Source organism: Actinorhabdospora filicis, assembly GCF_030269765.1.
Lineage (GTDB): Bacteria > Actinomycetota > Actinomycetes > Mycobacteriales > Micromonosporaceae > Actinorhabdospora > Actinorhabdospora filicis.
In genome coordinates this window covers 407,728-422,713 of record NZ_BSTX01000001.1, presented here as the reverse complement: position 1 = coordinate 422,713, position 14,986 = coordinate 407,728, and the positions used below count along the sequence as shown (strand labels likewise).

Annotated in this window: 12 protein-coding genes; 3 read left to right on the top strand and 9 right to left on the bottom strand. The window is 72.3% G+C overall.

What is annotated here, in order from left to right:
• Positions 1 to 2: 2 nt before the first annotated feature.
• The 6 genes from QSK10_RS01930 to QSK10_RS01905 all read right to left on the bottom strand — a co-directional run bounded on the left by QSK10_RS01930 (position 3) and on the right by QSK10_RS01905 (position 8,064).
• The gene (locus QSK10_RS01930; RefSeq protein ID WP_285660820.1) at positions 3 to 1,190 is read right to left on the bottom strand and encodes an acyl-CoA dehydrogenase family protein; all 1,188 of its coding nucleotides are present in this window, start codon (positions 1,188 to 1,190) and stop codon (positions 3 to 5) included.
• Complete coding sequence (locus QSK10_RS01925) at positions 1,187 to 1,684, bottom strand: MaoC family dehydratase (RefSeq protein WP_285660819.1); 498 nt, start codon at positions 1,682 to 1,684, stop codon at positions 1,187 to 1,189. Before QSK10_RS01925 ends, QSK10_RS01930 begins: the two co-directional genes overlap by 4 nt.
• Entirely contained in the window at positions 1,681 to 2,643 is a 963-nt protein-coding gene (locus QSK10_RS01920; protein WP_285660818.1) for an HpcH/HpaI aldolase/citrate lyase family protein, read from the bottom strand. The genes QSK10_RS01925 and QSK10_RS01920 overlap by 4 nt, the downstream gene beginning before the upstream one ends.
• On the bottom strand, positions 2,634 to 4,655 hold the full coding sequence (locus QSK10_RS01915; RefSeq protein ID WP_285660817.1) for a protein meaA: 2,022 nt from the start codon (positions 4,653 to 4,655) through the stop codon (positions 2,634 to 2,636). Before QSK10_RS01915 ends, QSK10_RS01920 begins: the two co-directional genes overlap by 10 nt.
• Positions 4,652 to 6,004: a crotonyl-CoA carboxylase/reductase gene (ccrA, locus tag QSK10_RS01910; protein WP_285660816.1), complete on the bottom strand. Its 1,353-nt coding sequence runs from the start codon at positions 6,002 to 6,004 to the stop codon at positions 4,652 to 4,654. The genes QSK10_RS01915 and ccrA overlap by 4 nt, the downstream gene beginning before the upstream one ends.
• A gap of 464 nt (positions 6,005 to 6,468) precedes the next feature.
• A complete protein-coding gene (locus tag QSK10_RS01905; RefSeq protein WP_285660815.1) occupies positions 6,469 to 8,064 on the bottom strand; it encodes a hypothetical protein in 1,596 nt (531 codons plus the stop codon).
• Positions 8,065 to 8,310: 246 nt separating this feature from the next.
• On the opposite strand from QSK10_RS01905, the gene QSK10_RS01900 reads away from it, so the two are divergent.
• Positions 8,311 to 9,339, top strand: coding sequence for a hypothetical protein (locus tag QSK10_RS01900; protein ID WP_285660814.1), 1,029 nt, complete (start codon positions 8,311 to 8,313; stop codon positions 9,337 to 9,339).
• A 254-nt stretch (positions 9,340 to 9,593) separates the two neighbouring features.
• Here the strand turns inward: QSK10_RS01900 and QSK10_RS01895 are convergent, their stop codons facing one another.
• Both QSK10_RS01895 and QSK10_RS01890 read right to left on the bottom strand, forming a co-directional pair.
• Positions 9,594 to 10,307, bottom strand: coding sequence for a TetR family transcriptional regulator (locus tag QSK10_RS01895; RefSeq protein WP_285660813.1), 714 nt, complete (start codon positions 10,305 to 10,307; stop codon positions 9,594 to 9,596).
• Between the two features lie 45 nt (positions 10,308 to 10,352).
• Positions 10,353 to 11,195, bottom strand: a complete 843-nt coding sequence (locus QSK10_RS01890) for a DUF6042 family protein (protein WP_285660812.1) — start codon at positions 11,193 to 11,195, stop codon at positions 10,353 to 10,355.
• Between the two features lie 190 nt (positions 11,196 to 11,385).
• Between QSK10_RS01890 and QSK10_RS01885 the strand changes: the two genes are divergently transcribed.
• Both QSK10_RS01885 and QSK10_RS01880 read left to right on the top strand, forming a co-directional pair.
• On the top strand, positions 11,386 to 12,075 hold the full coding sequence (locus QSK10_RS01885) for a response regulator transcription factor (protein WP_285660811.1): 690 nt from the start codon (positions 11,386 to 11,388) through the stop codon (positions 12,073 to 12,075).
• A complete protein-coding gene (locus QSK10_RS01880; protein WP_285660810.1) occupies positions 12,072 to 13,421 on the top strand; it encodes a sensor histidine kinase in 1,350 nt (449 codons plus the stop codon). Before QSK10_RS01885 ends, QSK10_RS01880 begins: the two co-directional genes overlap by 4 nt.
• On the opposite strand, the gene dacB is transcribed toward QSK10_RS01880, so the two are convergent.
• Complete coding sequence (dacB, locus tag QSK10_RS01875; RefSeq protein WP_285660809.1) at positions 13,418 to 14,977, bottom strand: D-alanyl-D-alanine carboxypeptidase/D-alanyl-D-alanine endopeptidase; 1,560 nt, start codon at positions 14,975 to 14,977, stop codon at positions 13,418 to 13,420. The genes QSK10_RS01880 and dacB overlap by 4 nt on opposite strands.
• Positions 14,978 to 14,986: the final 9 nt, after the last annotated feature.

Below are 14,986 nucleotides of genomic sequence, written 5' to 3'. Positions count from 1 at the left end.
TCTCAGTCCGCCTTGTACTCCTCCAGGAGCCGCCGCGCGATGATCGTCTTCTGGATCTCGGCGGTGCCCTCGCCGATCAGCAGCATCGGCGCCTCCCGGTAGAGCCGCTCGATCTCGTATTCCCTGGCGTAGCCGTAGCCGCCGTGGATGCGGAAGGCGTCCTCCACGACCTCCTTGCAGTACTCGGCCGCGAGGTACTTGGCCATGCCCGCCTCCAGGTCGTTGCGGTCGCCGCCGTCCTTGCGGCGGGCGGCCATGACCATCATCTGGTGGGCGGCCTCGACCTTGGTGGCCATCTCGGCGAGCTTGAAGGAGATCGCCTGGTGCCCGGCGATGGGCTTGCCGAAGGCCCGCCGCTGCTGCGCGTAGGACACGCCCAGCTCGAAGGCGCGCAGGGCCACGCCGCAGCCGCGCGCCGCCACGTTCACGCGGCCGACCTCGACGCCGTCCATCATCTGGTAGAAGCCGCGCCCGGGCGCCTCGCCGAGGATCGCCGAGGCCGGCAGCCGCAGCCCGTCCAGGATGAGCTCGGTGGTGTCGACGCCCTTGTAGCCCATCTTCTCGATCTTCCCGGGGACCGTCAGGCCCGGCCGGACCTCGCCGAAGCCCGGCTCCTTCTCCACCAGGAACGCCGACAGCCCGCGATGCCCCTCGCCCTCGCCGGTGCGGCACAGCACGGCGACCAGGTTCGACGTGGCGCCGTTGGTCAGCCACATCTTCTGCCCGTCCAGGACGTACTCGTCCCCGTCGCGCCGGGCGCGCGTGCGCAGGGCCGCCACGTCGGAGCCGACGCCGGGCTCCGACATGGAGAACGCCCCGCGCACCTCCCCGGTGGCCATGCGCGGCAGGTACCGCGCGCGCTGCTCTTCCGTCCCGTGGTGGGCGAGCAGGTGGGCGACGATGAAGTGGGTGTTGACGATGCCGGACACGCTCATCCAGCCGCGCGCCAGCTCCTCCACGACCAGCGCGTAGGTCAGCAGCGACTCGCCGAGGCCGCCGTACTCCCCGGGGATCGTCAGCCCGAACAGCCCGAGCCCCTTCATGCCCTCCACGATCGCGGTGGGGTACTCGTCGCGGTGCTCCAGCCCGGTGGCGACCGGCAGGATCTCCTTCTCGGTGAACTCCCGCACGGCCGCCAGGATGTCGCGCTGGATCTCGGTGAGCCCCTCGGTGCGGGCCAGTCTCCTCATCGCCGGAACTCCTTCGGGACGGGCCGGGGCTCGGCGGCGGCCGGATGCGCCGCCGTCGGCACCATGACCTTGCGCCGGAACACGCACACCACGGTCCCGTCCTGCTTGTACCCGCGCGTCTCCACGTGCACCACGCCCCGGTCGGGGCGGCTCGCCGACGGCGTCACCGCCAGCACCTCCGTCTCGCCGTAGAGGGTGTCGCCGTGGAAGGTCGGCGCGATGTGCCGCAGCGACTCCACTTCCAGGTTCGCGATGGCCTTGCCCGACACGTCCGGCACCGACATCCCCAGCAGCAGCGAGTAGACGTAGTTGCCGACGACGACGTTGCGGCCGAACTCGGTGCCCCCGGCGTAGTGGGCGTCCAGGTGCAGCGGGTGGTGGTTCATGGTGAGCAGGCAGAACAGGTGGTCGTCGTACTCGGTGACGGTCTTGCCCGGCCAGTGCTTGTAGACCTCGCCGACGGCGAACTCCTCCAGGACCCGCCCGAACCTCATGACTCCTCCGGCGCGGTGAAGGACGTGGTCCGCGACAGGCCCGCCGCGCGGCCCTTGCCCGCGATGACCAGGGCCATCTTGCGGCTGGCCTCGTCGATCATCTCGTCACCGAGCATCGCCGAGCCCTTGAAACCGCCCGCCGCCGAGGTCGCCCACGCGTAGGCGTCCAGGATCAGCTCGGCGTGGTCGTAGTCTTCCTGGGACGGCGAGTAGACCGCGTTGGCCGCGTCCACCTGCCCCGGGTGCAGCACCCACTTCCCGTCGAAGCCCAGGGCCGCCGAGCGGCGTGCGACTTCCTCGAAGCCCGCCACGTCCCGGATCTGGAGGTAGGGGCCGTCGATGGCCTGGAGGTCGTGGGTGCGGGCCGCCATGAGGATGCGCATGAGGATGTAGTGGTAAGCGTCGGCGGGGTAGCCCGGCGGCTGCTCGCCGACCACGAGGGACTTCATGTTGATGGAGGCCATGAAGTCGGCCGGCCCGAACACGATCGTCTCCAGCCGCGGTGAGGAACCGGCGATCTCGTCGACGTTGACCAGGCCCTTGGCGTTCTCGATCTGCGCCTCGATGCCGATGCGGCCCACCGGCAGCCCGACGGTCTTCTCGATCTGCGTGAGCAGCAGGTCCAGCCAGCGCACCTGGGTGGCGTCCTGGACCTTGGGCAGCATCACGCAGTCCAGCCGGTCCCCGGCGCCCTCCACCACGGTGATCACGTCCCGGTAGGTCCAGTGCGTGGTCAGGTCGTTGACGCGGACGACGACGGTCTTGCCGCTCCAGTCGCCGGTGGTGATGGCCTTGACGATCTGGTGGCGCGCGCTCTCCTTCACCGCGGGGGCGCAGGCGTCCTCCAGGTCCAGGAACACCTGGTCCACCGGCAGCCCCTGCGCCTTCTCCAGGAACCGCTGGCTGGACCCCGGCACGGCCAGGCACGATCGGCGCGGCCGGTGACGGTCTACTGGCATGGCACGGTTCCCTTCGGTTCGCTCGCCAGGTCGTTGGCGAGGCGTATCTGCGTGACGATCCCGTCGATGATGGCGGTCAGGTCGAAGTCCTTCGGCGTGTACACCGCCGCCACACCGGCCCGGCGCAGGCGCGCGGCGTCGGCGGCGGGGATGATGCCACCGACGACCACGGGGAGTTCGCCCGCGCCGGACCGGCGCAGCAGGTCCAGGATCTCCGGCACCAGTTCGGTGTGCGCGCCGGAGAGTATCGACAGGCCCAGGCAGTGCGGGTCCTCGGCCACCGCCGCCGCCGCGATCTGCCGGGGCGTGAGCCGGATGCCCTGGTAGATCACTTCGAAACCGGCGTCGCGCGCGCGGACGGCGATCTGCTCGGCGCCGTTGGAGTGGCCGTCCAGGCCCGGCTTCCCGATCAGCAGCCGCAGCGCGCCCGCGCCCAGGTCGGCGGCGGTGGCCTTGACGCGGTCGCGGACCCGCGCCAGCTCGCCGCCCGCCGCGCCCCTCACCGGCGCGCCCGCCACGCCCGTGGGCGCGCGGTACTCGCCGAAGACCTCCCGCAGCGCCCGCGCCCACTCGCCGGTGGTGACGCCGGCCCGGGCGCAGGCCAGCGACGCGGGCATGAGGCTCGCGCCGGGCGTGCGCGCGTCGGCCGACAGGCGCGCCAGGGCGGTGCGGACGTCGTGCGCGTCGCGGCCCGCCCGCCACGCGCGCAGCCGCGCCACCGCCCCGGCCTCGGCGGCGGGGTCCATCCGGTGCACCGCGCCGTCGAGGTCGCGGGTGAGGGGACCGTCCTCGGTGGTCTCGAAGCAGTTGACGCCGACGACCTTGTCCTCACCGGACTCGATGCGCGCGCGCCGCCGCGCGTGGGACGCCACCAGTTCCGCCTTCAGCAGCCCCGACTCCAGCGCGGCGATGACGCCGCCCAGCTCCAGGATCCGGTCCAGCTCGGCGCGCGCCTCCGCGGCCAGCTCATCGACCTTGGCCTCCACGACCGTGGACCCGGTGAACAGGTCGCCGTACTCCAAAAGGTCGCTCTCGTAGGCGAGGATCTGCTGCGCGCGCAGGGACCACTGCTGGTCCCAGGGGCGCGGCAGGCCCAGGGCCTCGTTCCAGGCGGGCAGCTGCACCGCCCGCGCCCGCGCGTCGCGCGACAGCGTCACCCCGAGCATCTCCAGCACGATCCGGGGCAGGTTGTTCTCCGGCTGCGCCTCGGTCAGCCCCAGCGAGTTGACCTGCACGCCGTAGCGGAACCGCCGGTGCCGCGGCTCGGCGACGCCGTAGCGCTCGCGGGTCAGTTCGTCCCACAGCCGCGCGAAGGCGCGCATCTTGCACAGCTCCTCCACGAAGCGCACCCCCGCGTTCACGAAGAACGACACCCGGCCCACCACGCGCGGGAAGTCGGCGGGGGAGACGCGCTCGCGGACGGCGTCCAGCACCGCCACGGCCGTGCCGAGCGCGAAGGCGATCTCCTGGACGGGCGTGGCCCCGGCCTCCTGGAGGTGGTAGGAGCACACGTTGATCGGGTTCCAGCGCGGCATGACCGCCACGGTGTGCGCGATCAGGTCGCAGGTGAGCCGCAGCGACGGGCCGGGCGGGAACACGTGCGTGCCGCGCGAGAGGTACTCCTTGACGATGTCGTTCTGGACGGTCCCGGCCAGCGCGGCCACGTCGGCGCCGCGCTCCTCGGCCAGGACCTGGTAGAGCGCCAGCAGCCACATCGCCGTGGCGTTGATCGTCATCGACGTGTTCGCCGCGTCCAGGGGGATGCCCTCGAACAGCTCGCGCATGTCGCCCAGGTGCGCCACGGGCACGCCGACGCGCCCGACCTCGCCGCGCGCGAGGGGATGGTCGGCGTCGTAGCCGGTCTGGGTGGGCAGGTCGAAGGCCACCGACAGGCCCGTCTGGCCCTTGGCGAGGTTGCGGCGGTACAGCTCGTTGGACGCGCGCGCCGAGCTGTGCCCGGCGTAGGTCCGCATCAGCCACGGGGAGTCGCGGGCGGTGCCCCCGGAGGTCATCCGAGGACCCCGGCGGGCGCGCGGAAGCGGTTGATGGCCTTCTCGAAGCGCAGGCGCGTCTCGTGGTCGGTGACGCCCAGGCCCTCGGCGGGGGCCAGGCACAGGACGCCGACCTTGCCCTGGTGCAGGTTCTTGTGCACGTCGTGGGCGGCCTGCCCGGCGTGCTCCAGCCGGTAGGAGCGCGACAGGGTCGGGTGGATGCGGCCCTTGGCGATGAGCCGGTTGGCCGCCCAGGCCTCCTTGTAGTTGGCGAAGTGCGAGCCGATGATGCGCTTGAGGTTCATCCACAGGTACCGGTTGTCGTACTCGTGGGTGAAGCCGGTGGTGGACGCGCAGGTCACCACCGTCCCGCCGCGCTTGGCGACGAACACCGACGCGCCGAAGGTCTCGCGCCCGGGGTGCTCGAAGACGATGTCGACGTCCTCGCCGCCGGTCAGCTCGCGGATGCGCGAGCCGAGCCGCTTCCACTCCTTGGGGTCCTGCTCGCCCGTGTCGGTCCAGAAGCGGTAGTCCTCGGCGGAGCGGTCGATGATGGCCTCGGCGCCCATCGCGCGGCACAGCTCGGCCTTGGCGGGGGAGGAGACCACGCACACCGGGGTGGCGCCGCCGGCGAGGGCGTACTGGACGGCGTAGGAGCCCAGGCCGCCGCTGGCGCCCCAGATGAGCACGTTGTCGCCCTGCTTCATGGCCGCGCCGTTGGTGGAGACGAGCTGCCGGTAGGCGGTGGAGTTGACCAGGCCCGGGCAGGCGGCCTCCTCCCAGGTGAGGTGCTCGGGCTTGGGCATGAGCTGGTTGGTCTTGACCAGCGCCAGTTCCGCCAGGCCGCCGAAGTTGGTCTCGAAGCCCCAGATGCGCTGCTCGGGGTCGAGCATGGTGTCGCCGTGGCCCTCGGCGCTCTCCAGCTCCACCGACAGGCAGTGCGCCACGACCCGGTCGCCGGGCTTCCACATGTTCACCCCCGGCCCGACGCGCAGGACGACGCCGGCCAGGTCGGAGCCGATCTGGTGGTAGGGCAGGTCGTGGCGGGCGGCGAGGGGGGAGACGCGGCCGTAGCGCTTGAGGAACGCGAAGGTGGGCAGCGGCTCGAAGATGGCCGACCACACGGTGTTGTAGTTGATCGCGGCGGCCATGACCGCGATGACGGCCTCGCCGGGGCCGAGCTCGGGGGGCGCGACCTCGTCGACGTGCATCGAGCGGCGGGGGTCCTTGTCGGCCGAGGCGAGGCCTTCGAACATGCCGGTCTCGTCGGCGTGGAGCGTCACCGCCCGGTAGGACTCCGGGAGCGGGATGGCGGCGTAGTCGGCGGGGGTGGCGTCCGGCGCGCTGATCGCGTCGAGGATGTCCTTCACGATGACCTCCGATGCCCGGTGCCCCTTCCGTCCAGGTGTGACGTGGGGCACAGCTCGTTACTCGTGAGTAACACCATAATGGCATGGGATGCCGTCGGCAAGGCACGGAGTGCCAGAAGTTTTCCGCCTCTTTTTCGCCATGTTTCGCAGGAAAGTTCGCTTAGCGATCGCCGGGCGGGGGCTCGCCTTGGGCTCAGGGGTGAAGGGAGGCTCACCGTGACCGTCCGGGGACGGGCCGATGGCCGGTCCCGCTCCGCCCGCCCGCGCGTGGGAGGGCTCCGTTCGAGGGTGGGGCCGGGGGAGCGGCGGCGAGTGAGCCGGTGCGAGTGCGGTCCCGCCCCGGGCGTGCTGAGGCCGCGCGGCCCTGGCGGGACCGCGCGGCCTTCGGCCGTCCGGGGAGGAGGAGGCGCCGTCCGGACGGCGGCGCGCCCGGGGCCGTGTGCGGGCCCCGGGCGGGTCTGCGGCTACATCGCGATCGTGTGCTCGTAGAGCACGCCCTTCGCGTCGGCGCCGGTGGGCAGGCCGGTGCGCGGCCGGTCGGTGGTGAACCACTCCCGCAGCGACGAGGAGACGTAGCGGCGCATGTTGTCCAGGGTGGGTGCCTGGCCGCCGTCGATCCGGTCCCACAGGTCGATGAGGGCGCCGGCCACGCGGCCCTCGACAGTCTCGCCGTTCTCCCAGTTGGTCGCGCCGACCGGCCTGGCCGGGTCGTTCCAGGCGGTGTTCATCAGGCTGATCTGCGCGCCGCCCGGCCACACGAAGCGGTAGTCGTGGAGGGCGTGGCCCATCGCCGCGTTGGCGAAGCCCTCGGTCCAGGCGCACATGTTGCCACTGCGCTTGTGGATGTAGTGCGGGCTCGGGCAGTCCGAGGCGGGCCACCAGAACCCGTAGAGCATGTGCTGGAAGGCGTGCCCGGACTCGTGCAGGACGAGGTGCTCGGAGTCGGGGTCCTCCTCGGTCAGCGCGATCCAGCTGTTCGCGCCGCTGGAGCCCACGTTGTAGTAGGTGCCGTCGGTGCTGCCGGGGTACCAGCGGACGGTGACGCTGGAGCAGTTCGCCGTCTCGCGCGCCGTCCAGCAGCCGGTGCCCGAACTGCGCCACCACCACAGCTTGTTCAGGGTGTCGAAGGCGTGCCAGCCGCGCATGTGCAGCGCGCTGGGGGCGGTGCTGCCGAAGGCGGCGTCGGTGCCGGACGGCACGTTGCTCCGCGCGGCGGTGGTGACGGTGTAGGGGGTGCTCCCGTTGCGCGCGACCACGCGCCACACGCTCGCCTGGGAGGTGAAGACCACCCACACCGAGGCCATGGTCGTGACGGTGGGCGTGAAGCAGACGCGGTACCCGCCGTCGGTCGTGTTCGTCAGGCCGGTGGCGTAGGTGCGCGCCGCGGCGGTGGACGTCGTCCGGCCGAGCACCGCGACGGGCACATTGCGGCCGGGCCGCCACGCGCCGCCCGCGTCGGCGTAGGTGAAGGCGCCGGTGGCGCAGATCTGCCCGGCGGCGGCCCCGGCCGATGGCGCGGGTGGCGCCTCGCCGACGGGCACCGCGGCCGAGTCCGTGCCGTCCGCACCCTCGCGGGAGGTGCCGGGCCGATCCCCGACGGTGAGGACGGTGGACGCGTAGGCGGTGCGTGCGGGGGAGGGGCTCGCGGCGTCGGTGAGCTCGGCCTCGACCCGGGCCGGTCCGGTGGCGAGGGCCTCGACGGTGAAGCTCAGCTCGCGCCCTCGCGGGGTGAGCGTCAGGGAACGGGTGGACACGGTGGTGAGCCCGGCGCGGGCCGGCGCGGTGCCGGTCAGGCGCAGGCCCTCAGTCAGGCGCAGCGTCAGCCGGGCCGAGGCGACCTCGACCTGGGAGCCGAGCCGGACGCGCAGCGTCGCCCGCTCGCCCAGGGCGGGCAGGCGGTCGAAGCTCGTGGCGGCGGTGACGCAGCCGGGTGTCTTCTCACCGGCCACGACGGTGTCGCAGGCGGGCGCGGCTGCGGCGGGCACGGCCAGGGGGACGGCGACGAGGGCTAACGCGACGGCGGCGATCAGCGCCCCGCGCGGGAACGTCCGGTGGAACATGACTCGTCCTCTCCGGCGGTCGGGAGCCGCCGAACGGTGATGGGGAGGCCAGTATCGGTTCAACCGGCAGGTGAATGCAATATCACACGTCATATTTGGCATACCGGGTGGCAGGCGTGGCCTACCGTCGATCCCGTGACGCCCTTCACGAACGAACCGCGACCCAAAGTGGCGGCTCCATCGCGGCGCGTGCCCCCCGCCACGCTGACCTCGCAGGCCACCTGCCCAGCCGGTACTCTTTCGCCCGTGCCCCCGACGACACGAAAAACCTCTCTCCGACTGAGCGCGGCCGCCACACTGGCCGCCGCCGCACTCGCGCTGAGCGCCTGCTCCTCGACGCCGCCGACGCTCGCGTCCCCCATCGGGGCCACCGAGGTCGTCCCGGCCGGATCGGTGACGCTGGAGAAGACCTTCGACGCCGCGCAGACCTCCCTCGTCGGGCCGCACTTCGCGCTCGCCGTCGCCTCCGCGCAGTTCTTCCCGGAGATCACCGCGGCCAAGGCCAAGGAACTCGGCCTGGACAAGCCGCTCAGCCCGCCCCCGGGCTACGAGGTCCTCGCCTTCACGATCTCCCCCGACTTCAAAGTCGACCCGGCCCTCTCCGACGAGGACCCCGAGGCCAAGATCGTCACCGGCGGCAAAGAAGTCGCCCTCGGCCAGGTCCCCGGACCCGGCGACCTCGTCGTCGCGCTCGTGCAGAAGGACCAGCCCGCCGAACTCGTCATCACCGACGCCGGGCGCCCCTTCAGCGTCAACCTGCGCGACGGGTCCCGCAAGGACTTCAACGACGCCCTCCTGAAGGCCGGCGCCACCGGCTTCGGCAACGCCGACGACTACGACGCCGAAGTCGAGATGCGCAGCGGCAACTGGATCATCACGATCCCCTACTACGCGCGCTTCGAAGTCACCAAGTCCGCCTGGCTCCCCGGCCACGACTGGGCCCCCGACGGCAAACTGTGGGTCCAGGTCGACTTCACCTCCCAGTTCCTCTGGAAGGGCGACAAGTTCGACGTCGAATGGAACCTCGACCCCGCCGCCTCCATCCAGCTCAAGGCCGGCGACACCCTCAAACCCGCCAAGAGCGAAACCGGCACCAAGAGCGGACAGGCCGTGACCTACACCGCCGTGTTCGAGGTCGCGCCCGACGCCGAGAGCATCGAGATCGTGTTCCGGCCCAGCGGGGACCTCAAGGTCAACGAAGGCGGCAAGAGCTCCAAGGCCTCGGTCACCAAGGACGCCAAGGAGAAGACCATCAAGGTCGACTTCGGAGGCTGAACCGGCTTCGGGAAAGGCCCGCCGCGCTGAAGCGGCGGGCCTTTTTCGTGCGCCGGAGTGTCGGGTTGACGGTTGCGAGAGGCGGGCACCCAAGGGACTCCGTCCCCTGGACCCCCACCAAAGGGCTTCGCCCTCTGGACTCCCACCAGGGAACTCCGTCCCCTGGACCCCGGCGCTTTCTCACCTACGTGAATGGTGGCGGCCGTAGCCGACGGAAGCCAGGGGCCACGGCCGCGCCGGTCCGTTCGGAGCTACTAGCCCTCCAGGGCCTTGCGGACGCGATCGGCGACCTCCGACGGATCCGCGTCGGCACGCGTCACCACGACCACCGTCGCGGCCCCGTCCAGATCGCCGCCCTCACGGGCCAGACGACGGCGGATGATGCCCACCGCGCTCTCCAGACGCGCCTCCACATCACCCTCACCCGCGGCGCGCAGCCACTGACGCAGGACGTGATTGTGGGCGGCGACGATCGCGGCCGCGGCCACCTCCGCCAGCAGCGGCGCGTCCTCGTGCTCACCGATCGCGCGATCGGCGTGATCCAGCAGATAACGCGTGAACAACCGCTCATAACGCGAGACCACCGCGATCTCCCGCTCCCGCAGCGCCGGGACCTCCCGCAGCAGCCGGTAACGCGCCACCGACGCCTTCGGATCGGCCGCGTACATGCGCAGCACCTCCCGGATGCCCCGGTAGACCACCGACAGCGGCTCCTCCAGCGCGTCGGCGCCGTCGAGGACGGCGGCGACGCGCGCGAGGGTCTCATCGTGATCGGGGAAGATCGCGTCGTCCTTGCCCGGGAAGTACCGGAAGAACGTCCGGCGGGCCACACCCGCCGCCGCCGCGATCTGATCGACGGTGGTGTCGGCGTACCCCTGCTCGGCGAACAGCGCCAGCGCCGAGGCCGCGATCTGCTGCCGCGTGCGCCGCTGCCTGTCCTCCGCGCCGGTGTGCTCCCGAACCGCCATGTGTGCCTCCCCAGCTCGCTCGGTGCGAGCCTAGGCGCGGCCCCCTCAGTCCGGCTCGGTGGGGTGTTCGGGATCCAGGCGGTGGACGCGCAGGCTCCGCTCCGCCAGCGCCGCCCAGTCGAAGGTGATGCGGAAGGGCGCCTCATCGGCCAGCCGCTCCGGATCGGCGTGCGTCAGCCCACCCGGGCCGTCCACCGTCAGCGACACGATCGGCTCACTGGTGAGGAACACCAGCGGGTTCACCGCGAAGTCCACCAGGCCGTGCCGGACGTCCTCGGTGTCATGGTCGATGAGCCGCGCCAGCTCGGCGATCGTGGTGACCACCTCGTCCGGCCGGTTCAGCTCACCGGTGAACAACTGCGCCAGATCACCCGTGATCGCCGCTATCTGGTACTGCCAGCGGATCTCATCGGACTCCCGGGCCCACTCCTCGTCCATCGGCAGGACCTCCGCCGGCAGCGGCAGGACCTGCGGGACGCGCCACCGCTCGGTGCCCGCGTCCACCTCGTGCCGGCACAACCCGAGCGCGCCCATCAGCCACGCCAGGTCGCGGACCGTGCGCGGCTCGCGCAACCCCAGCCGCCCCAGCGCGGCCACGCAGCGCTCCCGGCGCAGCTGGTCGGTGGCGACGATCTCGGCGGTGCGCCAGCGCTCCTCATCGGAGAAGCCCCAGAAGATGCGGGCCTCCAAACCGCCCGTGGCGGTGTCGAACCATTTCTCCCCGGAACGCTGACCGCGTTCCACGAGCGCGTCCAGGGTGCCGTCCGCCCGGGACCTCGTCGCCCCCATCAGCAGCAGCCAGAGCCACTGGCCCTGCGTCATCGGGAGGACCTGGAACCAGCCCGAGGCCATCCACTCGTTTCCGTTCGGGTCCTTCCGCCTGGCCATCTCGACTCCCACGTTCGGTGTAGCGCCGGTGTAGTCGTGCGGTGTCGCCGAAAACCGCCCGCCCGGTGAATGCCCAGGTCGGGCCGCTCAGACTTCCATTGTGGACCCGGATCGCCCGCCGGGATGAGAACTGCATGAGAATCCTGTCGCAAACCCGTCACCGGCCACTTCGCCCGGGTACGTTCGCCAGGTGGATACACACGGCCGACCCGCGCGCGTGCTGGTCGCCGACGACGACCCCGCCGTGCGCGAGGTCCTCACCACCGCCTTCGAGGTCGCCGGGCACACCGTGCGCGCCGAACCCGACGGCGCCCGCGCGCTGGCCGCCGTCGCCGCGTGGCCGCCGGACGCGCTCGTCCTCGACCTGCTCATGCCGCACATGGACGGCCTGGAGGTGTGCCGCCGCCTGCGCCTGCGCGGCGACCGGACCCCCATCCTCATCCTCACCGCCCGCGACGCCGTCGGCGACCGCGTCGCCGGGCTCGACGCCGGGGCCGACGACTACCTCGTGAAACCCTTCGACCTCGACGAACTGCTCGCCCGGGTGCGCGCGCTGCTGCGCCGCGCGACCCCGGAGGACGCGCACCTGGTGTCCTACGCCGGGGTGTCCCTGGACGCCGCCGACCGCCGCGCCTGGCGCGACGGCGCCGAACTGGAGCTGACCCGCACCGAGTTCGCGCTGCTGGAGCACCTCGTCCGCAACGGGGGACGCACCGTCGCGCGCGAGACCCTCCTCGAACGCGTCTGGGGCTACGACTTCGGGCCCGCCTCCAACCCCCTCGACGTCTACGTCGGCTACGTGCGCCGCAAACTGGAGGCCGGCGGCGGGACCCGGCTCGTCCACACCGTCCGGGGCGTCGGCTACCGGCTGTCGGCATGACCCTCTCCATCCGCGCCCGCGTCGCCGTGACGGCCGCGCTCGCCGCCGCCATCGCCGCCGTCCTGGCGCTGCTGGCCGCCTACATCGTCACCAGCCACGAACTGACCGCCGAGGTCGACCTGAGCCTCGTGCGCGCCGCCAAGAACGTGCAGCGGCAGGTGCGCGCCGGGACGTGGGTGCACGCGGGAGAGTGCCTGTGGCTGTCCTCGCCCGGCTGCGTCCAGTTCGTCACCGCCGACGGGACGGTCACCCCCGAGCCGGACGGGACGCAGCCGCCGGTCGACCCGCGCGTCCGCGACGTCGCCTCCGGCGCGCGCGGCCCGTTCTTCGCCGATGACGAGGTGGGCGGCTACCCGGTCCGCAGCTACGTGGAGTGGATCGAAGGCGACACCGCCGTGCAGATCTCGGTGCGCGCCGACTCCGTCGACCGGGGCCTCACCCGCGTCGGCGCGGCCCTCGCGGTCACCGGGCTGGCCGCCGTCGTCCTGGCCGCCGCCCTCGGCTGGCTCGTCGCGCGCACCAGCCTGCGTCCGGTCACCGGGCTCAGCCGCGCCGCCCAGGACATCGCCGCCAGCCGCGACACCCGCCGCCGCGTCACGGTCACCGGACGCGACGAGGTCGCCCGCCTCGCCGCCAGCATCAACACCATGCTCGACGCGCTCGACGGCGCCGTCGACGCGCAGCGGCAGCTCGTCGCCGACGCCTCGCACGAACTGCGCACGCCCCTCACCAGCCTGCGCGCGGGCGTCGACCTGCTCGCCCGGGGCCTGCCGCCGGAGCGCGCGGAGAAGGTCCTCGCCGGGCTGCGCGCGCAGGGCGTGGAGCTCACCGGCCTGGTCAACGACCTCATCGAACTCGCGCGCGGCGACGAGCCCGGCCGCCACACCGAGGAGGTCCGGCTCGACGCGCTCGTGCGGCACTGCGTGGAGTCGGCCCGGCGGAACTGGCCGGGGGTGGAGTTCACCACCGACCTGGCGCCCACCGTCCTGGACGGCTCACCCGACCGCCTCGCGCGCGCGGTCGGCAACCTCCTCGACAACGCGGCCAAGTTTTCAGGAGGCGCTGTTTCGGGGGGTGCCGCCTCCGGCGGGACCGTGGCGGTGTCCCTGCGCGACGGCGTCGTCCGCGTCGCCGATGACGGGCCCGGCATCGCCGCGGCCGACCTGCCGCACGTCTTCGACCGCTTCTACCGCGCCGACGCCTCGCGCGCCCTGCCCGGCTCCGGGCTGGGCCTGGCCATCGTCCGGCAGGTCGCCGAGGCGCACGGCGGCACCGCGACCGCGCGGTCCGCGCCGGGGAAGGGCACCGTCATGGAGCTCGCCCTCCCCGGCGCGGAACCGGCCTAGCAGCGGGCGGGGACCACCCACGAGCACTCGACGCCGCCCGGCACGACCGGCGCCGGTTCGGGGTCGGGCGCGGTGAAGCGGGCCTTGCTCGGCGCGGTCGTGTAGGACGCCAGGGCCACGCCGATGCGGTCCTCGATCGGCTTCACGTTCTCCGAGATCAGGTCATTGAGCTGGACGGCGAAGATCAGGTGCCGTCCGTCGGCGGTGGTGACGTACCCGGACAGGGCCGAGACGCCGGTCATCGACCCGGTCTTGCCGCGCAGGTTGTTCGTCGCCGCGGTGTTCTTCATCCGGTTCTGCAGGGTCCCGCCGATGGCGTAATCGGGGTTGCCCGCCACCGGCAGCGCGTCCAGCCAGGTCGCGTACCAGGTCTCCGAGCGGATGTTGGTGAGCACGTCGGCGATGTCGGCGGCCGAGATGAAGTCGCGGCGGGACAGGCCCGAGCCGTCGCCCAGGGCGAAGGCGCCGTCATCGACGCCCTTGCTCACCCCGTACTCCGCGACGGCCTCCAGCCCGGCGCCCCAGGAGCCGACACCGGCGACCTCCTGGCCGATGGCCTTCACGAGGACCTCGGCGTGCATGTTCCGCGACCACTTCAGGAAGGGCTTGAGCAGCTGCTTGAGCGGCATCGACTTGCGCCCGACGAGGGTGGTGGAGCCCTGCGGGGTCTTCACGCCGAGCTTGGTGGCGCCGGTGACGGTGATGCCGTTGCGGACCAGCGCCTGGCGCAGCACGTCGGTGGCGTAGCCGGTGGGCTGCCACACCGACAGGAGGTTGCCGCCGGTCTGCCCGGCGGGCACGGTCCCGTTGACGCGCACGACGTTGGAGCCGTGGTCGCGGCTGATGCCCAGGTTCATCGACGCGCCGGTCTTGGCGGTGCTGACCACGGTGATGTAGCTGGAGGGCGGGTTCACGGTGACCTTCACCGGGTCCCCGTTGGCCGTGCCGCCGGTGACGCTGATGTAGGTCGTGTTGGTGTTGTACGCGGTGTCGCCGTTGACGCTCAGGGCCGAGGTCTCCGCCGTCCACGAGGTGCCCTCGTCGTCCCAGGCCCATTCCAGGCCCAGGCGCGTGGAGTCGAACCAGGTGTCGTCGCCGACGAGCGAGCCGGTGACCTTCGTGACGCCGGTGGCGGCGAGGTCGCGCGCCATCGTGTCGTAGTCGGTGGCGGTCATCGTCGGATCGCCGGTGCCGCGCAGGTACAGGTCGCCGTTCAGGACGCCCCCGCTCGGCGCGACGGTGGCGCGCAGCTGCGTACCGAACGTGTACTCGGGGCCGAGGATGCTCATCGCGGCCGCCGAGGTGAGGATCTTCAGGTTCGATCCGGGGTTGCCGCGGTGGGACGCGTCGCGGTCGTACAGGGTCTGGCCGGTGTCGCCGTCGCGGACGGTCACCGAGGCCTGCGCGCCCGACAGGCGCGCGTCCTGGAGGATGCCGTCCAGGATCTGGGCGAGCTTGGGGTCCTCGCCGGTGGCCTGGGCCGAGGACGTCAGGGTCACGGCGGTCGCGGCCGCCAGGAGGGGCAGCAGGAGCAGCCCGATGGACTTTCTGCGCATGAAATCTCC